Origin of the sequence: Staphylococcus sp. FSL W8-1270 (assembly GCF_038007165.1) — a bacterium.
Taxonomy (GTDB): Bacteria; Bacillota; Bacilli; order Staphylococcales; family Staphylococcaceae; genus Staphylococcus; species Staphylococcus hominis.
In genome coordinates, this window is sequence record NZ_JBBOWQ010000001.1 from 1,292,300 (window position 1) to 1,312,806 (window position 20,507).

At 30.1% G+C, this 20,507-nt stretch carries 17 protein-coding genes and 1 other RNA gene; 16 read left to right on the forward strand and 2 right to left on the reverse strand.

Going from position 1 to position 20,507, the window contains the following annotated elements; genetic code table 11:
- Nucleotides 1-121 precede the first annotated feature (121 nt).
- From NSU06_RS06575 to NSU06_RS06615, 9 genes are all read left to right on the forward strand, one after another.
- On the forward strand, nucleotides 122-439 hold the full coding sequence (locus NSU06_RS06575) for a nucleotide pyrophosphohydrolase (protein WP_017176301.1): 318 nt from the start codon (nucleotides 122-124) through the stop codon (nucleotides 437-439).
- 22 nt (nucleotides 440-461) lie between these two features.
- Nucleotides 462-1,580 carry an N-acetyl-alpha-D-glucosaminyl L-malate synthase BshA gene (gene bshA, locus NSU06_RS06580; RefSeq protein WP_017176302.1) on the forward strand — a complete coding sequence of 373 codons (1,119 nt, stop codon included), beginning with the start codon at nucleotides 462-464 and terminating at the stop codon, nucleotides 1,578-1,580.
- A gap of 15 nt (nucleotides 1,581-1,595) precedes the next feature.
- A complete protein-coding gene (locus tag NSU06_RS06585; RefSeq protein ID WP_049382029.1) occupies nucleotides 1,596-2,798 on the forward strand; it encodes a CCA tRNA nucleotidyltransferase in 1,203 nt (400 codons plus the stop codon).
- A complete protein-coding gene (locus NSU06_RS06590) occupies nucleotides 2,785-3,756 on the forward strand; it encodes a biotin--[acetyl-CoA-carboxylase] ligase (RefSeq protein WP_049415980.1) in 972 nt (323 codons plus the stop codon). Before NSU06_RS06585 ends, NSU06_RS06590 begins: the two co-directional genes overlap by 14 nt.
- A 29-nt stretch (nucleotides 3,757-3,785) precedes the next feature.
- On the forward strand, nucleotides 3,786-6,494 hold the full coding sequence (locus NSU06_RS06595; protein ID WP_049382031.1) for a helicase C-terminal domain-containing protein: 2,709 nt from the start codon (nucleotides 3,786-3,788) through the stop codon (nucleotides 6,492-6,494).
- A 106-nt stretch (nucleotides 6,495-6,600) separates the two neighbouring features.
- Nucleotides 6,601-7,893, forward strand: coding sequence for an asparagine--tRNA ligase (gene asnS, locus NSU06_RS06600; RefSeq protein ID WP_049415977.1), 1,293 nt, complete (start codon nucleotides 6,601-6,603; stop codon nucleotides 7,891-7,893).
- A 97-nt stretch (nucleotides 7,894-7,990) separates the two neighbouring features.
- A complete protein-coding gene (locus NSU06_RS06605) occupies nucleotides 7,991-8,677 on the forward strand; it encodes a DnaD domain-containing protein (protein ID WP_048762449.1) in 687 nt (228 codons plus the stop codon).
- Nucleotides 8,667-9,326, forward strand: coding sequence for an endonuclease III (nth, locus tag NSU06_RS06610; RefSeq protein ID WP_049415974.1), 660 nt, complete (start codon nucleotides 8,667-8,669; stop codon nucleotides 9,324-9,326). Before NSU06_RS06605 ends, nth begins: the two co-directional genes overlap by 11 nt.
- 4 nt (nucleotides 9,327-9,330) lie before the next feature.
- A complete protein-coding gene (locus tag NSU06_RS06615) occupies nucleotides 9,331-9,666 on the forward strand; it encodes a YpoC family protein (protein WP_048762447.1) in 336 nt (111 codons plus the stop codon).
- Nucleotides 9,667-9,759: 93 nt separating this feature from the next.
- Here the strand turns inward: NSU06_RS06615 and NSU06_RS06620 are convergent, their stop codons facing one another.
- The gene (locus NSU06_RS06620) at nucleotides 9,760-12,144 is read right to left on the reverse strand and encodes a transglycosylase domain-containing protein (RefSeq protein WP_048762445.1); all 2,385 of its coding nucleotides are present in this window, start codon (nucleotides 12,142-12,144) and stop codon (nucleotides 9,760-9,762) included.
- Nucleotides 12,141-12,767: a Holliday junction resolvase RecU gene (recU, locus tag NSU06_RS06625; protein WP_048762475.1), complete on the reverse strand. Its 627-nt coding sequence runs from the start codon at nucleotides 12,765-12,767 to the stop codon at nucleotides 12,141-12,143. Before recU ends, NSU06_RS06620 begins: the two co-directional genes overlap by 4 nt.
- A gap of 261 nt (nucleotides 12,768-13,028) precedes the next feature.
- Here recU and NSU06_RS06630 point away from each other — a divergent pair, with 261 nt between their 5' ends.
- The 7 genes from NSU06_RS06630 (at nucleotide 13,029) to NSU06_RS06660 (ending at nucleotide 20,493) form a co-directional block, all read left to right on the forward strand.
- The gene (locus NSU06_RS06630; protein ID WP_017176309.1) at nucleotides 13,029-13,382 is read left to right on the forward strand and encodes a DUF1798 family protein; all 354 of its coding nucleotides are present in this window, start codon (nucleotides 13,029-13,031) and stop codon (nucleotides 13,380-13,382) included.
- A complete protein-coding gene (locus NSU06_RS06635; RefSeq protein WP_017176310.1) occupies nucleotides 13,379-13,942 on the forward strand; it encodes a DUF1273 domain-containing protein in 564 nt (187 codons plus the stop codon). Before NSU06_RS06630 ends, NSU06_RS06635 begins: the two co-directional genes overlap by 4 nt.
- Nucleotides 13,943-13,953: 11 nt before the next feature.
- Nucleotides 13,954-14,292 carry a cell division regulator GpsB gene (gpsB, locus tag NSU06_RS06640; RefSeq protein ID WP_002449866.1) on the forward strand — a complete coding sequence of 113 codons (339 nt, stop codon included), beginning with the start codon at nucleotides 13,954-13,956 and terminating at the stop codon, nucleotides 14,290-14,292.
- 136 nt (nucleotides 14,293-14,428) lie between these two features.
- An RNA gene (gene rnpB / locus NSU06_RS06645) (RNase P RNA component class B) lies at nucleotides 14,429-14,815 on the forward strand.
- A gap of 117 nt (nucleotides 14,816-14,932) precedes the next feature.
- On the forward strand, nucleotides 14,933-16,069 hold the full coding sequence (locus NSU06_RS06650; RefSeq protein WP_017176312.1) for a THUMP domain-containing class I SAM-dependent RNA methyltransferase: 1,137 nt from the start codon (nucleotides 14,933-14,935) through the stop codon (nucleotides 16,067-16,069).
- A 178-nt stretch (nucleotides 16,070-16,247) separates the two neighbouring features.
- Entirely contained in the window at nucleotides 16,248-16,886 is a 639-nt protein-coding gene (locus tag NSU06_RS06655) for an SDR family oxidoreductase (protein WP_002455331.1), read from the forward strand.
- Nucleotides 16,887-17,049: 163 nt separating this feature from the next.
- Nucleotides 17,050-20,493, forward strand: coding sequence for a dynamin family protein (locus NSU06_RS06660; protein WP_049415971.1), 3,444 nt, complete (start codon nucleotides 17,050-17,052; stop codon nucleotides 20,491-20,493).
- The last annotated feature ends 14 nt before the right edge of the window (nucleotides 20,494-20,507 follow it).

The window sequence follows — 20,507 nt, forward strand, 5'->3', positions numbered from 1 at the left end:
ATGAATTCAAAAATGAATTCTGTTTCGCTCTTTTTTATACCCCATAGAATAGAATTGATAAAATGCATTAACAAGTAATTTGAGATATACTTAGTAAGAAACGGAAAAAAGGAGAATGATGATGAAATCTTTAAATCAAATGCAAAAAGAAGTAGATGACTATATTAGTCAATTTAAAGCGGGTTATTTTTCTCCATTAGCTAATTTAGCCCGTCTAACAGAAGAAGTGGGCGAACTTGCAAGAGAAATCAATCATTATTACGGTGAAAAGCAAAAGAAACCAACGGAAGAAGAAAACTCTGTTAAAGCTGAATTAGGAGATAATTTATTTGTTTTACTTTGCATTGCTAATTCCCTTGGTATTGATATGACAGAAAGTTTTAATGATACAATGGAGAAATTTAATACTAGAGATAAAAACCGATTTGAACGTAAATAATGGATAGAAAGGTGGTTATTTTATGAAAATAGGTATTACATGTTATCCGTCAATGGGTGGCTCAGGTATCATAGCAACTGAATTAGGTATTAAAATGGCAGAAAGGGGACATGAAGTTCACTTTATTACGTCAAATATTCCTTTTAGAATTCGTAAGCCGTTGCCTAACATTACTATCCATCAAGTCGAAGTAAATCAATATGCAGTATTTCAATATCCACCGTATGATATTACATTGAGCACAAAAATATCTGAAGTCATTAAAGAGTATGATTTGGATATCTTGCATATGCATTATGCTGTACCACATGCTGTATGTGGTATTTTAGCACGTCAAATGGCTGGAAAAGATATAAAAATTATGACAACATTACATGGTACTGATATCACAGTGTTAGGCTACGACCATTCACTTAAAGGTGCTATTAAATTTGGCATTGAACAAAGTGACCTCGTGACTAGTGTCAGTCAGTCATTAGCTAAACAAACACAATCAATTATTGAAACAGATAAAGAGATTATTCCTATTTATAATTTTGTTCGAGAAAAAGAGTTTCCTACACAACATGAAAATCAATATAAAGAGCTTTACGATATAAAGCCTGAGGAAAAAGTTCTTATACATGTATCAAACTTTAGAAAAGTCAAACGTATTGACACTATTTTAGAAACTTTCGCTAAAGTCCATAAACATATACCAAGTAAGTTGATCTTATTAGGTGATGGCCCAGAACTTTTAGATATGCGTAAAATAGCAAGATCATTACATATCGAAGATGATGTATTATTTTTAGGTAAACAAGCTCAAGTTAGTAAATTTTATCAAATGGCTGATTTAGTTTTACTGTTAAGTGAAAAAGAAAGTTTTGGTCTTACACTATTAGAGGCAATGACTACGGGAGTAGTACCTATAGGTTCAAATGCTGGAGGTATTAAAGAAGTCATCAAACATGGTGAAACAGGTTATATTGTAGATGTAGGAGATAGTGAACAAGCAAGTGATTATGCACTAAAATTATTAACAGATGAGCAACTCTATCAAAGATTACAAAGTAATATGCTTAAAGATATTAAACAACGATTTAGTTCTGAACTTATCGTCGATCAATATGAATATTACTATAAAAAAATGTTGAATTAAAAAAAGAGGATTAATATGGGTAATGAATTATTTGAAAAAGCTCTGCCAATTCTTAATCAAATAGAAACACATCATTTCGAAGCTTATTTTGTAGGCGGGGCAGTCAGAGATTACATTATGCATCGTACAATTCATGATATTGATATCACTACAAGTGCGATGCCAGACGAAATTGAAGATATATTTGAACACACTATTCCAATTGGAAAAGAGCATGGAACAATCAATGTTGTTTTCAACAATGAAAATTACGAAGTGACGACATTTAGATCAGAAGGTGATTATTTAGATCACCGTCGTCCAAGTGAAGTTCATTTTGTGAGAAATCTCTATGAAGATGTACAACGTAGAGATTTCACTATCAATGCTATTGCTATGGATAAAAATTATAAAATATTTGATTACTTTGGTGGTCAAAAGGATATACAATCAAAATTAATACGTACAGTAGGGAATCCAAGTGAACGATTTAAAGAAGATGCATTAAGAATTATTCGTGGACTTAGATTTCAGTCACAACTTACATTTGATATTCATACTGAAACCTTTGAAGCAATGCAATTAACTTGTTCGGACATTGAATATTTATCAATCGAACGAATTGTTGTAGAATTTAAAAAATTAATCTTAGGAAGTAATGTTAAACAGAGTTATCATAATTTATTATCTTTAAAACTTTTTAATCATATTCCATTTTTTAATGAATTAGATATGACATGTGTTTACATCAATGAACCTCTTGAATTTGAACAATGGTTAGCCATTTTACTTATAAAAAATGATACGTTTCCTTCTTTAAAGCAATTAAAAATTAGTAATAAAGAAAAATCAGATATACATACATATATTGATATTATTGAAACATTACCTCAAATTACTTCTAAAGATGCTTTAAAATTATTTGTTTATGATTATAGTGACTATTATATCTTAAAGGTTTTAAATATTTATTCTGTACTTCAAAATAATCAAATTCCTACCGCTTCAGAACTTATTATCAATTCTCTTTCTATTAAACAAGTCGTTCAACACCTCCAATTACATGAACGTAAAGAAATGGATGTGAATGGAAAAGATTTACTTGACCATTTTAATAAAAATGGTGGCCCTTGGTTAAAAAATGTATTGAGAGAAATAGAATGTGCGATAGTTACTGATAAAATCAAAAATAACAAAGAAGAAATTTTGAAATGGGTGAATGAAAATGTCAAAATATAGTCAAGATGTCGTTAAAATGTTATATGAGCATCAATCAGAATATATTTCTGGTCAATACATTGCGAATCAGCTTAATATATCGAGAGCTGCTGTAAAAAAAGTAATTGATCAATTAAAAGCAGATGGATGTGATATTGACTCAATTAATCATAAAGGACATAAGCTTAATGCATCGCCAAATCGTTGGTATAGAGGCATTATCAATAAAGTACTAGAGTCTAATCATTTAGTATCCAAAATTGAAGTATATGATAGTGTTGAATCTACTCAAACTATTGCTAAACAAAGCCTTGTTGATAATCAATACACCATGTTAATTTTAAGTGATGAGCAAACAAAAGGTCGTGGTCGTTTCAATCGTAATTGGTCTTCTTCAAAAGGAAAAGGGTTATGGATGTCTGTTGTTTTAAGACCTAATGTCTCATTTGCAATGATTCCAAAATTTAATCTTTTTATAGCTTTAGGAATTAGAGATGCTATCCAAGCATTTTCTAAAGACAAAATAGAGATTAAATGGCCAAATGATATTTATATTAATGATAAAAAAGTATGTGGATTTTTAACAGAAATGGTAGCAAATGCTGATGCAGTTGAGGCTATAATATGTGGTATTGGTATTAATTTAAACCATCAAGAAGAAGATTTTTCTGATATTATACGTCATCGTGCTACAAGCATTCGCTTGCACTATTCAGAAGAAATCAATCGATATCAATTTTTAAAACGTTTAATTGAGGAAATTGAAAAGCGTTACCATCAATTTCTTAATTCTTCATTTGAAACGATTAGAGATGAATACATTCGTACATCTAATATTTGGCATCGTAAGTTAACATTTACTGAAAGTGGAGAACAATTTATAGGTGAAGCTATTGATATTGATAATGATGGCTTTTTAATTGTCAAAGATGAAGATAATCAGATGAGACGACTGATAAGCGCAGATATAGATATATAAGCATACGGATAGAATTAGGAGAGATAGATATGGCATATACAAGTTTTGCGGTAGTAGATTTAGAAACAACCGGAAACCAACTTGAACATGATGAAATTATACAAATTGGTATTACATTTGTACGTGATAATAAAATATCAGGAACTTATCATTCAATGATTCGTACTGATTTGGAAATCCCACCATTTATCCAAGCTTTGACTTCTATCGAAGAAACTATGCTAGAACAAGCACCGTATTTTTATGAAATTGCTGATGACATATACGAACAACTCAAAGATTGTATATTTGTAGCACACAATGTTGACTTTGATTTAAATTTCATTAAAAAGGCATTTGAAAAAAGTAATATTCATTTTAAACCTAAAAAGGTGCTTGATACCCTGGAATTATTTAAAATTGCATTTCCTACTGAAAAAAGTTACCAATTAAGTGAATTAGCAAATGCTCATAATATACCTCTGACAAATGCACATCGAGCAGATGAGGATGCAACAACAACGGCCTATTTAATGATTAAAGCTTTTAAAAAGTTTGAGTCATTACCTATAGATACCTTAAAGCAATTATATTATTTAAGTAAGCATTTAAAATATGATTTATTTAACATTTTATTTGAAATGGTCAGACAACATCATAATCATGATATAGATTATCAGTATGCTCAATTTGAACAGATTATCTATAAAAAACAACAAGACTTAAAAGTACCACAAATTGAATTTAAAGGTTCATTAAAAGATTTATATCTAGAAGTTACAACAGCACTTGAACTTACTTATCGCCCACAACAACTCTATTTGTCAGAAATTATTTTAGAGCAGTTAATGCATAATGATAAGGCACTTATTGAAGCACCTTTAGGAAGTGGTAAATCACTAGCATACTTATTAGCTGCATTGATGTATAACATTGAAACAGGCAAACATGTAATGATTTCAACAAACACAAAATTACTTCAACATCAATTACTTCAAAAAGATATTCCTAGTATTAATCGCGCGCTAGATTTCAAAATTAATGCTGCACTTATCAAAAGTAAAACAGACTATATTTCACTAGGATTGATAAGTCAAATTTTAAAAGATGATACAGCTAACTATGAAGTGAATATTTTAAAAATGCAATTACTTATATGGATATTAGAAACAAATACTGGAGACATACAAGAGTTAAATTTAAAAGGTGGTCAGAAAATGTATTTTGACCAAAAATTAGAAACTTATGTTCCAGTAAGGCACGATATTCATTACTATAATTATATAAAACGTAATGCTCAAAATATTCAAATTGGTATTACTAATCATGCGCATCTTATTCATTCAGATCAAGAGAATTCAATCTATCAGTTATTTGATGATTGTATCATTGATGAAGCACATCGTTTACCTGATTATGCTCTTAATCAAGTGACCAATGAATTAAACTATTCTGATATCAAATATCAGTTAGGTTTAATAGGGAAAAATGAAAATGAAAAGCTTCTTAAATTAGTAGATCATTTAGAGCAACAACGTATTTTAGAACGATTAGATATTCCACCTATTGACGTGTTTGGTCTAAAATCTAATATTTCTGATTTACACGAACTAAATGAAACCCTATTTAATCATATTTTTGATATTGTTCAACACTCAGACGTACATGATGATGATGTACATCGATATCATTATGTATTCGACTTTGATGCTACACGTATTCTAAAAGATTTGCATGCAATTGTAGACAAAATCAACAAAACTTTAGAATTTTTTAATGGTATTAACCATAAAACAATCAAATCTATACGTAAGCAATTACTTTACATTAACGATAATTACAGACATATAGAACTAAGTTTAAAACAAAATCATACTGCCTTCATATCTATCAAAAATTTGAATCAAAAATCGACCATACGTCTAATTGTAAAAGATTATGAAGTCCGTGATATTTTAACAAAGCAAGTGCTCGAGAAATTTAAATCATTAACATTTATTTCAGGCACACTTACATTCAACCATTCGTTTGAGGCATTTAAAAACTGGTTTAAAGAAGATGTAGAATTTAATACTTATGAAGTACAGTCATCACTTCAAAATCATAAATCAACAAATATTTACATTCCAAGCGATGTTGTTTCTTATGATTTTAAAAATACAGAAGATTATGTAGCATCTATTGTAGACTATATTCAAGAGTACGTCACTGTAACACAATCTAAATGTCTCGTACTTTTCACAAGTTATCGAATGATGCATATGGTACAAGAGCTATTAAATGAATTACCGATATTTGACGATTATGTTATTTTGACCCAACAACAAAATCAAAACTATAAAATTGTTCAACAATTTAATCATTTTGATAAAGCTATTTTGTTAGGTACATCAACATTCTTTGAAGGATTTGACTATCAATCTAATGGTATTAAATGTGTGATGATTGCTAAATTACCATTCATGAATAAATATAATACAAAGCATTGGTTAATGGATTCAGAATTTGAATCTACATTTAAAGATTATGTCTTACCTGATGCTGTAACGCGTTTTAGACAAGGTCTAGGTAGATTGATTCGTAACGAAGATGACAAGGGGCTCATTGTTTCCTTTGACGATCGTTTAACAAATAGTAACTATAAGCGTTTTTTTGAACAATCGTTAGAATCTTATTCCCAAAAAAAAGGGAATATTCAACAATTTAGTAAATTACTTCACCGCATGCAGGCAAGTAAACTGAAAAATAGAAAAAAATAGATTATTTTAAATGATGAGAACACTATTCAGGTGCTAGAAGTTCACTTTCTATTTTGATAAAATAAATAAGTATTGTATAAAAAGAAAATAAAGTAGGAGTTTGATTATGAAAACAACAATTAAACAAGCAAAACAATACATTAATCAAGAAGTCACAATTGGCGCTTGGTTAACAAATAAACGTTCAAGCGGTAAAATTGCATTTTTACAATTACGTGATGGTAGTGGATTTATGCAAGGTGTTGTCGTTAAATCAGAAGTTGACGAAGAAACATTTAAACTTGCTAAAGACATTACACAAGAATCATCATTATATGTCACAGGTACAATTACAGAAGATAATCGATCTGATTTAGGCTATGAAATGCAAGTAAAATCAATTGAAGTCATTCATGAAGCTCATGATTATCCAATCACACCTAAAAATCATGGTACAGAATTCTTAATGGATCATCGTCATTTATGGTTAAGATCTAAAAAGCAACATGCAGTAATGAAAATTAGAAATGAAATTATTAGAGCAACATATGAATTCTTTAATGAAAATGGCTTTACTAAAATTGATCCGCCTATCTTAACTGCAAGTGCACCAGAAGGTACTAGTGAATTATTCCATACTAAATACTTTGATCAAGATGCATTTTTATCTCAAAGTGGTCAATTATATATGGAAGCTGCAGCTATGGCACACGGACGTGTTTTCTCATTTGGACCGACATTTAGAGCGGAAAAATCTAAAACAAGACGTCATTTAATTGAATTCTGGATGATTGAACCTGAAATGGCATTTACCAATCACGAAGAAAGTTTACAAGTTCAAGAACAATATGTATCACATATCGTAAAATCTGTATTAGAACATTGTAAATTAGAATTAAAAGCGCTAGATAGAGATACGAGCAAATTAGAAAAAGTATCTGCGCCATTCCCACGCATCTCTTATGATGATGCTATCAAATTCTTAAAAGAAGAAGGATTTGATGACATTGAATGGGGTGAAGACTTTGGTGCGCCTCATGAAACAGCTATAGCTAATCATTATGATTTACCAGTATTTATTACAAACTATCCAACTAAAATTAAACCATTCTATATGCAGCCTAACCCTGTCAACGAAGACACAGTTTTATGTGCAGATTTAATTGCACCAGAAGGTTATGGTGAAATTATTGGTGGTTCTGAACGTATCAATGATCTAGAATTATTAGAACAACGTATCGATGAACATCAACTTGATACAGAAAGTTATAACTACTATTTAGACTTACGTCGTTATGGTAGTGTGCCACACAGTGGTTTCGGTTTAGGTTTAGAACGTACAGTTGCATGGATTTCAGGCGTTGAACACGTGAGAGAAACATCACCATTCCCACGTTTATTAAATCGTTTATATCCATAAAAATATCACGTTTTATAAATCATACTTGGGGAGTGAGACTAAATGATGTTATTCATGTCTCACTCCCACTTTTTACAATAAGAAAGAGAGGGGTATCATGGACACACATCAACTTAAAACTCGTCCTGTTGTAGTTAGAAGGGAACTTTTCGATCATTACAATGAATTAGGTTTAAATGAAAAAGATTTAGTCATTTTGATTAAGTTGATTTATGCCGCTGAAGTTTCTAATAAACAACCCTCAATAGAATTTTTGCAAAAAGGTTCAAATATGGAGCCGAGAGAAATAACATCAATTATTCAAAATTTAATTCAGCGTGATTTACTTGCACTGCATGTAAGTAAAGATGAGGAAGGAAAATTTACTGAATATATGAATTTAAATCGTTTTTACGAAAAGTTAAGTGATATTTTAACTCAAGAAAAAAATGAAACTACACATCATCAAACGCAACAAAACTTTAAGGATTTATTTCAATATATTGAACAGTTGTTTTCGAGACCCTTATCACCATATGAAATCGAAACGCTCAACCAATGGATTGATATAGACCAACATGATTACACTTTAATACGTGCTGCATTAGATGAAGCATATAGTCATGATAAATTAAGCTTTAAATATGTTGATCGTATTTTATTAAATTGGAAGAAAAACAATGTAACAACTTTAGAAGAATCTAACAAAGTGAGAGAAAAATTCAATAAACCTAAATTAACTCATACTGTAAAACATATACCTAAATTTGACTGGTTAAATGGAGAGAATCTAGATGGTAAGTAAGAAAAAAGCATTAGAAATGATTGACGTTATTGCAGATATGTTTCCCGATGCAGAATGTGAATTAAAACATAATAATCCGTTTGAATTAACAATAGCTGTATTATTATCTGCGCAATGTACAGATAATTTAGTTAATAAAGTAACACGTTCACTTTTTAAAAAATATAAAACACCTGAAGATTATTTAAAAGTAGATATAGAAGAATTGCAGAATGATATAAAATCCATAGGTTTATATCGTAATAAAGCAAAAAATATTAAAAAATTATGCCAATCTTTACTCGACCAGTACGATGGACAAGTTCCTCATACACATAAAGATTTAGAAAGTTTAGCTGGAGTCGGACGAAAAACAGCGAACGTTGTCATGAGTGTAGCTTTTGATGAGCCTTCTTTGGCAGTAGACACACATGTTGAACGTGTTTCAAAGCGTCTAGGTATTAATAAGTGGAAAGATAATGTTAAACAAGTAGAAGAACGTTTGTGTGATATTATTCCAAAAGAAAGATGGAGTAAAAGTCATCATCAACTTATCTTTTTTGGACGTTATCATTGTATTGCTCGAAAACCAAAATGTGATATTTGTCCATTACTTGAGGATTGTAGAGAAGGGCAAAAACGCATGAAAGCAATGAAAAAGGAAGTCTAATCAAATGATTAATAAATCACAATTTGAATCGCTAGAAAATGAACTTGATGTCTATGCTAAGAAAAGACAACTAAATTCTGATTTAGCAAAACAATATATCGATGATTATTTTGAACTACTTCTTTTGTTTTTTAGACAAATTAATGAAATAGAGTCTATTGATTTAAATCAGTTAGACCAATATCCAGTTGTTCCTATGAATTTTTTAGAACGATATCAATATATGTTAAAAAGAAAATACCACTTTATGGGGTATAGTCAAATGAAAACTTTGAAAAATGAACTTATTAAAATGAACGCTTCATATCAAATTAGAAGAAAAAATCAAAATAATAATTAATATGAAAGATAGTCTAGAGCAAAGTTGTTCTAGACTTTTTTTAGTTAAAAAAACGACATAGCCTTATAAAAGACTATGTCGTTTTTAAAGCTATTACGACGCTTTTCTAAAATTAAAAATCGTATTTGCTTTAAATATGTTAGATAAACTACTATTGTTATTTGTATTATCATTATTATTATTTTGTTGAGTTGATGTGGTACTATTGTTAGCACTGTTGTTCGTAGTTGAATTATTTACTGAGTTATCAGTTGTATTACCTGTATTCGTTGTAGTATTACTGTTCGTTGTTGATGTAGTATTTGAGTTGTTATCACTGGTAGAATTAGAATTGCTTGAACTATTTCCTGTACTACTAGAATTACTTGATGAGCTACTATCTGAATTGTTAGTAGACATATTATCATATTTACTTCCTGATGTTGTATTATTATCTGGATGATCTTTAACTGATAATGTACTTGCACCTGAACCAACAACTGAATCAGGTTTTTTGAAGTCTCCATCATTACTTGAAGTAATATCTGACATCACATCTTTATATAGATATTGTGCATATTCTTGTTCAGAATGTCCTAAGAATGAATCTTCACCGCCTTGTTTAATTTGGCTGAAGCCCATCCAAATTGACATTGTATATTTAGGTGTGAAACCATTCATCCAGATATCTTTGGCTGCATTGTCAGGTAAGTTATATTGATTATTAACTTCTGTGCCATAAGTACTTGTACCTGTTTTAGCCCCCATATTAACGCCAGCAACACCATGACCGTAAGCAGAACCATATGGTTTAAATGTACCAGTTAACATTTCTGCAAGCATATAAGCAGTATAATCTTCCATCGCTTTATGACTTGTATGATCAAATTCGATAGTTTCATCATCAGATGTTACAACTTTGCGAATTGAATGAGCATTATTGTAAGTACCACCATTAGCTATTGATGCGAATGCTGATGCTAATTGAGTAGGTGAGAATTCAGAAGCACCACCACCTAAAATTTCAGATGGTCCTAAATCAATGTCATAATCTAAACCAACTTTAGACGCAAACTCTTTTGGAGCATCTTTACCTGCACTTGATGATACTTGTTGCCAAGCTTTTAAGGCAGGAATATTAAAACTTTGTCTTAATGCATCATATGCAGATACTGTACCATGACCTTGACTATCATAGTTACGGAATGTACCGCCATCAATGGAATAACTTGATTCATCTTGAATTGCATGGTTTGTAGCCCATTGCATATTTTCAATTGCTGGACCATATGATAAGAATGGTTTAAGTGATGAACCAGTCAAGTGTGTATCTGTAGCAGCGTTACGATCAACGACATCTTTATAATTTCGTCCACCAGAAATGGCTACAATGCCTCCTGTTTTACTATCAAGAATGGTTGAACCCACTTGTTGATCATCATTTTTATAGTAATTACCATTATCAATGCGATCTTGAAGCGTTTTTTGCACGTCCTTATCCATATTTGTATAAATCTTAATACCACTTTGCATTAAATCACTATAGTTTTTATTTTTAAAGTGTTTATTGCCTATTAATTCAGCTTTAACAAAATTAACGTAAGAATCATACTCAGTATCAGAATCATTATTAGATATTTGACGTTCTTTTGTTGTACGTTTTACTAAATTATCTTCTAATGAAGTAGCTTTAGCTTCTTTCCACTGTTTATCAGAGATTCTATGATGGTAGTGCATTAAGTATAAAACAGTTTCTTTACGGTTTTCAGCTTCTTTTGGGTTATCATAAATGTTATAAAGGTTAGGAACTTGTGGTAAACCAGCTAGATAGGCTTCTTCAGCTAAATTAAGTTCATTTAAATTCTTATTAAAGTAATATTTAGCTGCAGCCCTAACGCCATATACACCGTCTGAGTAATAAATTTTATTTAAGTACATTTGGAAAATATCATCTTTACTGTACTCTTGCTCTAAACGGTAAGATAGATAAGCTTCTTGCGCTTTACGTCCAATAGATTTCTTTTCTGAAAGGAATGAACGCTTAACCACTTGTTGTGTTAAAGTAGATGCCCCTTGAGAACCAAAACCACCAGTTACGTTCTTACCAATAGCACCAAATAAACGTTTATAGTCTAAAGCACCATGTTCATAGAAGCGATTATCCTCAGTTGCTAACACGGCATTTTTCATATTTTTAGGAACATCTTTCAAATCAACATGTTCTCTACGTGCACCATTGTCTAATTTCTTAACCAAGTCACCGTTCTTATCATAAATTTCAGCAGGCTTTGGATCTTGTAATTTAGACTCATTAAATGCTGGAGCTTTCCAAGCATAATATGCAAATAGAAGTATACCGAGTAGAAGTAACACGATAAAGGCAATGAATAAAAAGCCTATAATCTTAATAATCGTTCTTTTTACATTCTTATTCTTTTTTGATTTGGATTTCCCATTTTTACCTTTATTTGGTTGGGAAGATCCTTTATTTTCCGTCATACGCGGTCCTCACTTTCATCTAATATCAACTTATCAACAGCCTTGAGATAGTTCAATCTAGGTTGATACTGATAAGGAATATAGTAACTATTTTTTTTGATTTCTTCAACTGTTATTGATTTTTTTATTTCCTTTTTATATCTTTCCCAAAAAGGTTCAAACTTCGAAAAAGGTAATAGATATACCTCATCAAGCATTTTAAATCTAATCAGTAAAAAGACGAGTCCCTTTTGTAGAAAACAACTTTTCATATGTTCTACTTGATGATCATGGATATTATTTAAAGGGAAAGACGTTTTATTTTTCGTTTCTTTCGCTTCAAAATCAATGTAATAGCCTCGATAAACGCCATTATAATCAGTTGTAGAAGGTGTTCGAAAGTATGCTTCATTAATTACAGCTTTACTTCTTTTAGGATAATGAACATTTACAATTTGAATAGGAGTAGGTTTCTTATGTATAACAGCCACACCATGCTTAAAATAGTAATTGTTAGATTGTTCAATATCTTTTTCGAGAGTCATACCTCGTCCACCATATTTAATGTTACTAGAAGCATCACTTTGATTACTTCCAACCTTAGTAGGATTTAGTTTGAATGGTTTTCCATTTGGATAATTTATCATACTCACCACACAAATTTAATATTACACTTTCAATTTCTCAGAGAATAATATTAAACTATAATACGATAATAATGAAATGAGCATAATATTTATATTATACTACACATAATTAAATATATTCATTAATTATCTATTCTATTTTAACGTGCTTTAACAGTGAAAACAATATGTTTAAAAATTTGTAATAATGTAAAATTTATATCTAAACAATACTATAAAATAATTGTAATAAATTGTAAGAATATAGGAGGCCTCGTTATGTACACATTAATTAATGAAATACTTAAAGAACTACAGTACATGGCGTCAAGCTATAATGAAATAAAATTGACACAGTCAGAGAAGCAATTTCATCGAGATGTTGTTCCTTATGTAAAAAAAATTGATGGTTTAACTGAAGAATTATCTCATTATCATGATGAACTAATTCAATTTCCTTATATGAATAAGGAAAAATTAGAAATTTTAGTTAAACATATTAAGGAATTATCTGTAGAGTGTCACTACAATAAAACAAGTAAGAAGTTATTTAATGAAAAATTGAAATCTGCTAATTATGATCTTACCAATTTGCTTAAACATATAAAAGATAAAGAGGAATCAATACATTGAAAACAGTATATGTGACTGGATATAAATCATTTGAGTTAAATATATTTAAAGATGATATGAAAGAAGTGGATTATCTTAAACAATTTATAGAACATAAATTATTACAGTATATTGACGAAGGGCTAGAATGGGTACTCATTCAAGGACAAATTGGTATTGAATTATGGGCAGCTGAAGTAGTATTAAAATTACAAGACACATATCCTGAGTTAAAATTAGGTATTATCACACCATTTTATGGTCATACCTCCAAATGGAATGAACACAATATAGCAAAGTATGAATCTATTGCTAGTAATGCACAATTTCTAGAAAGTGTATTTCATTCTGAATATCAAGGACCTTTTCAATTTAAACAAACAGACCAGTTTATATTAGATCATACAGATATGACGTTATTAATTTATGATGATGAACAAGAAGGAAGTCCAAAATATTTTAAGAGGATGTTAGTTGATTTTATGGAAAAAACGACTTATAATTGTGATATTGTGACATTTGATGAACTTACTGACTTTATTAACGATTTACAATGGCAACAAGACCAAAGTTTTGAATGAGGTGGAAATTAATGGCAGATGTTTCTTTAAAGCTTTCAGCAAAAGATATCTATGAAAAAGACTTTGAAAAAACGATGGCTCGCGGTTATCGTCGTGAAGAAGTTGATGCTTTTTTAGATGATATCATTACTGATTATCAGAAAATGGCTGATATGAATAATGAAGTAGTCAGACTATCTGAAGAAAATAATAAACTTAAAAAAGAAGTTGAAGAATTGAGAATCAGAGTTGCAACTTCACGTCCTTCTGATAATAAGTCATTTGCTTCAAGCAATTCGAAATCAGCGAATAACAACGTAGACATTTTAAAAAGAATTTCTAATCTTGAAAAAGCTGTTTTTGGCAAATAATACATTGATATCTTAAAGATATAAGCTTGTTACGAAGCATGTTTGATTGCTATTATGTTTGATTTTGATAGCTAATTATTTATCTATTTAAAATTCTATTAAATATTTTAAAATTATGTTATACTCACAAAAGTGATATTTTGGGTAATCGCTATAGAAATATAGAGGAAAGTCCATGCTCACACAATCTGAGATGATTGTAGTGTTCGTGCTTGATGAAACAATAAGTCAAGGCATTAATTTGACGGCAATGAAATAACCTAAGTCATTCATTGATATGGTTAAAATAGTTTGAAAGTGCCACAGTGACGTAGCTTTTATAGAAATATAAAAGGTGGAACGCGGTAAACCCCTCGAGTGAGCAATCCAAATTTGGTAGGAGCACTTGTTTAGCGGAATTCAACGTATAAACGAGACATCTTTACTCGCATAGTAAAGATCTGTAGACAGATGATTACCACCAAAGTACCAGTACAACTAGTGTACGTTATGAGTACAATGGTACAGAACATGGCTTATAGAGATATCACAGACTAGTTTAGCTCTCCCTTTTTATGGAGAGCTTTTTTTATTTTGTATACATAATTATTTTAATATTTGTTAATATACTAATATGATATGAGACAAAGGAGATGAAATAATGTATCAATTATTAGCCGTGTGTCCAATGGGTCTTGAAGCCGTAGTTGCTAAAGAAATACAAGAACTTGGTTATAATACTCAAGTTGAAAATGGACGCATTTTCTTTGAAGGTGATGCTAATGCCATTGTAAAATGTAATTTATGGCTACGTACAGCTGACCGATTAAAAATAGTAGTAGGACGCTTCAATGCTAAAACATTCGATGAACTTTTTGAAAAGACAAAAGCATTACCTTGGGAAACAATTATCGATAAAGAAGGACAATTTCCTGTCCAAGGTCGTAGTGTAAAATCTACACTTCATAGCGTTCCTGACTGTCAAGCCATTACTAAAAAAGCTATCGTTGAACGTCTTAAAAAAGCTTATAATGAAAAAGGATGGTTAAACGAAAGTGGTGCGAAATATCCTGTTGAAGTAGCTATTCTTAAAGATAATGTCCTACTTACCATTGATACGTCAGGTTCAGGACTAAATCGTAGAGGGTATCGTATTGCACAAGGTGAAGCACCTATTAAAGAAACATTAGCAGCTAGCTTAGTACGTTTAGCAAATTGGAAGGGTGATACACCCTTTATTGATCCATTTTGTGGTTCTGGAACCATTGCTATTGAAGCATGTTTAATTGCTCAAAATATTGCGCCAGGTTTTAATAGAGAATTTGTATCAGAGGAATGGAATATTATGCCTCCTAATATTTATGACGTCATGCGTGACGAAGCTGATCAACAAGCTGACTATGATAAAGACATTCAAGTGTATGCGTCTGATATCGATCCAGAAATGGTTGAAATTGCTAAACGTAATGCTGAAGAAGTAGGCCTAGGTGATATTATTCAATTTAGTGTTAAGGATGTTAATACATTAACTATCGACCAAGAAGGACCTGTAGCGTTAGTTGGTAACCCGCCATACGGCGAGCGTATTGGAGGTAGAGCTGAAGTTGAAGAAATGTATCGATATGTAGGTAAACTAATGAAACAACATCCTTATTTATCAACATATATCCTTACAAGTAATAAAGAATTTGAGTATTTAGTAGATCGTAAAGCAACTAAACGTCGAAAACTTTTTAACGGTTATATCGAATGTACGTATTATCAATACTGGGGAAAAAAGCCTAATATTGATAAATAAATTTGACTTGAAGATTTATTTGAAAATAATTAATTTTGTAAATTTTTCTTAATAAATTGGATAATATTTATTTAAAATTTATGTATTTATTAGCACTATAATAGTGACTATTGTAAAGTTATTAGTAAGCGTGTTAAAAACATAGCACATTTAAACAGTATAGTAAGGAGAATAAGTTATGCAAACAGTTTTAATTGTAGGGGCTAACGGAAAAGTATCAATTGAAGCAACTAAAATTTTCTTAGAGAATTCTAGTTTTAACGTTGATTTATTTTTAAGAAATGCCCACCGTATTCCTGATTACGCATCTAATCGTATCACTGTCTTTGAAGGTGATGCTAAAAATGTTGAAGATTTAGAAAAAGCATTAGATCAAGTAGATATTGTTTTTGCAAGTTTATCAGGATCACTAGATAGAGAAGCACAAGCCATTATAGATGCCATGAACAAAAAGAATGTTAAACGTTTAATATTTGTGGCAGCTCCTGGTATTTATGACGAATTACCAGATAAATTCAATACATTTAACAAAGAACAATTTGGTGAAAAATTAACTAAATATCGTAAAGCAGCTGATTTAATTGAAGCGTCTGACTTAGATTATACAATTATTCGTCCTGCTTGGTTAACATTTAAAAATGAATCAGATTATGAAATTACTCAAAAAGGTGATACCTTTAAAGGAACAGAAGTTTCTAGAAGAAGTGTAGCCAATTTAGCAGTGCGTATAGCGAAACAACCTGAACTTTATTCTAGACAAAATATTGGAGTAAATAAACCAAATACTGATGGCGATAAACCAGCTTGGTTTAACTAATTCATTCTATATAGGTTTTTATTATTTCTTATGATAAAATTTAATAAACATAGCTAAAGATATTTTAGTTTTATCACCCTAAAAGTGAGGTTATAATTCTTTTTAGTTTTATAACCTTAATTTTTTTATATTTTAGAGTGAGTGAAATAAAGGGGATAGCATTATGCAAAATAATGAACAATTAGATGTATTATACAAATTAAAAAAAGAAATAGAAAAATCGAATAACGAAGCATTAGTACATACAATAAATCAAGTGATTAAAAAAGTATATTTAAATCAATATACTTTATCATTTGTTGGACATTTTTCAGCTGGTAAGTCAACATTAATCAATTTATTATTAGAACAAGATATATTGCCTAGCTCACCTGTACCAACAACGAGTAATACGGCTATAGTTTCTGTTTCAAAAGAAGAAGAAATTATTGCTAATTTAGAATATCAAAAATATGCTAAGTTAAAAACGTATGATGATGTAAAAATAATGAACCGATTAAATATTGATGTGGAATCTATTGAAATAAAGTTTCCTTCAAATAAGTTTAATCTTGGTTTTACATTACAAGACACTCCAGGAGTAGATTCAAATGTTTCTACACACCAATCCACTACTGAACAATTTTTATATACAAGCAATATGATTGTGTATATAGTTGATTATAATCATGTTCAGTCTGCGCTCAATTTCCAATTTATGAAACGCATGAATCAAGTAGGCATACCTATTATTTTTGTTATCAATCAAATTGATAAGCATAATGAGAATGAAATTTCTTTTGATACATTTAAACAAAAAGTAGAACAATCTATACAAGATTGGGATATTAAAGTCGCTCAACTATTTTATGTTAGTAAATTTGATCATCCAAACAATCAACTTCATTTATTCTCAGAGTTTTTAGTAGAACAAGATAAACTACGTGAACCTATTGAAGATTTTGTAACACGTATCATTGAATTTATACATCGTACTCAGCTTTCATATATTCAAGAGCATATGCAAAATATACTTGACGCTTTAAATATCAATGAATCCGAATTTGAAGAATCCTATAAACAATTTCAACAGAATCAAGCTATAAGTGAAGAAGCACAATTATTAAATCATTCTTCTCAATTATTAACGTACTTAAAAGAAAAACGGAAAAATATATTAGATAATGCTTATATTATGACTCATGATATGCGAGAAGATATTCGTTATTATCTTGAAAGCATGGCTTTAGACTTCAAAGTGGGCGGTCTTCTAAATAAAAAAAAGAAAACGGAAGAAGAGAGAGCAAAACGTTTACAAATTGTTGTAGACCGTTTACAAGAAAAAGTGAATCGACACATTCGTCAACCAATGCGTGAAGATTTATCTTTTGTAACTCGCTTTATTCATCATTCTGAAGTAAATCAACGAATTTTAAATCAACATTATGAAATTGAACCTACTTTAATTTCTAATTTATATCAAGTACAAACAAGCATTAATAATACCTATGTGCTCACATTTAGTGATGACGTTTTAAAAGCAATTGCACGTGCTATCGAAAAACAATCAGATTCATTATTTAAAGACATTATTGAACATACTGAAGCAACGGAATTATCTAACATAGAAGATAATGATGCACATTTATATGAACAGTATCTTGAGTTCAAGAATTTAAAACAGTCATTAACAACTGAAAATTATAAACATTATTATATTCATATAAATGACTCACTCGATAAATTAATTGATCGAACAGAAACACATTATAAACTTAATCAATCAACCATATCTTCAACAAATGATTTAGACGAAGATATTACATCAACTAAGGATACGACAACTCATCACTTTGATATTCAGAAAGCTCTGGCTATCATTGAGCCTGTTCCTTTATTCAATAAAACTAAGCAAGACATCAAAGCAACATTGCAACGCATAGATAATAAAATTGTAAAAATAGGCGTCTTTGGTACATTTAGTGCAGGAAAAAGTAGCTTGATTAATGCTTTACTTGGAGATCATTATCTTGTAAGCTCACCTAATCCAACAACAGCAGCTACGACTGAAATCTCATATGGTCATGATAGTCAAATTACTTTGAAAACAAATACGCAATTGTTAAATGAATTAAACCAATTACTTGAATATCAAAACGTTTCTTTTAACTCGTTAGAAAAATTTATGAATAGTAATATTGAGTCTTTAAAACAACAATTAGAAAAAAATCAATTGGCTTTTATAACATCAGTAGAGAAGCACTTTTCAATGTACCAAGATATGCTAACAGAAGGTATAACACATACTATTTCACAAAATGAAATTAAGCAATGGAGTGCTGAAGACGAATACGCTACATTTGTTAAAACCGTTCATATACAACTTCCACTGGATTGGTTAAAAGACAAAATTATCGTTGATTCATTAGGGTTACATTCTAATAATCAACGACATACAAATGAAACTGAACGCATCTTAACTTCTTCAGACCTAATTTTATATGTGAGCTATTTTAATCACTCATTTACTGATAATGACAAAGCATTTATTGAACATATGAAAGATATTAACCAATTAAATGAAGCACAGACATTTAAAATGATTATTAATGCGATAGATTTAGCTGAAACTAATGAAGATTTAATAGCAGTGGAGCAGTATGTAAAAGATGCTCTATCTCAAGTGAATCTGCCATCTGAATTATTCGGTGTATCAAGTAAACGTGCATTGGAGACTAAAGATGAAGGCATTCTTAAATTAAAAGAAAGTATTAATCATTTTGTCGAAACTGAATCGAAAACGATTTTAGAGAAGCAAATGATTCATCAAATCGAGCAAATGCGCGATAACTTTAATCAAATCATCTATGAATTTAAAACAAATCAAACACGTATGTTAGAACAACAACAACAACTTGAAACTTATAAAAATAAAACACCATTAACTAACCAAATTATTCATACAAGTGAGCAGCATACTAAAAATGAGGTTGAAGAACAAATCTATCATTTAAATAAACGATTACAGCTTCAATTATTAGATGAGGTTAAAAAAGTATATAATAGTCAAATGACACAAAATAATGATTTTAATGATGAAAAGAAACGTGCTACGAAAATGTACTTAGATCAAGTTCATCAACGATTATATTTAGAACAAACTTTATTAGTCGAAAGAATAAAAACATACTTTACTTCTCAATTAGATCAACAAATAGCACCAACAATTCAAAAATTAAACTCAGTTCATGTACTTATCCAACCTCATTTTAAAATAACAGCGCCGTTTACTGATGATGCACTATTACGTATTAGTTTAGAAGAGATGCTTTCAGTTTTACCTAAACAGTTGTCTAAACGTAAAATTTTAAATGCAAATGCGCAAAGAGAACTGCAAGAAATGATTTGTACAAATACACTAGAACTGCTACAACCATCACTAAACGTATTAAAACAACAATTAAATTATTATGTATCTAACTTAACTCACGACGCGAACATCGAACTTAATCAGTTAAATAATAATGTTTTAGAGCAAATCAATGACTTATTATCTAAACGTATCGATAATTCACTCATTGAACAATTAGAAACAGTAAATCAACAATTGGAACCACTTTTAAATTAGAAAGAAGGATTAAT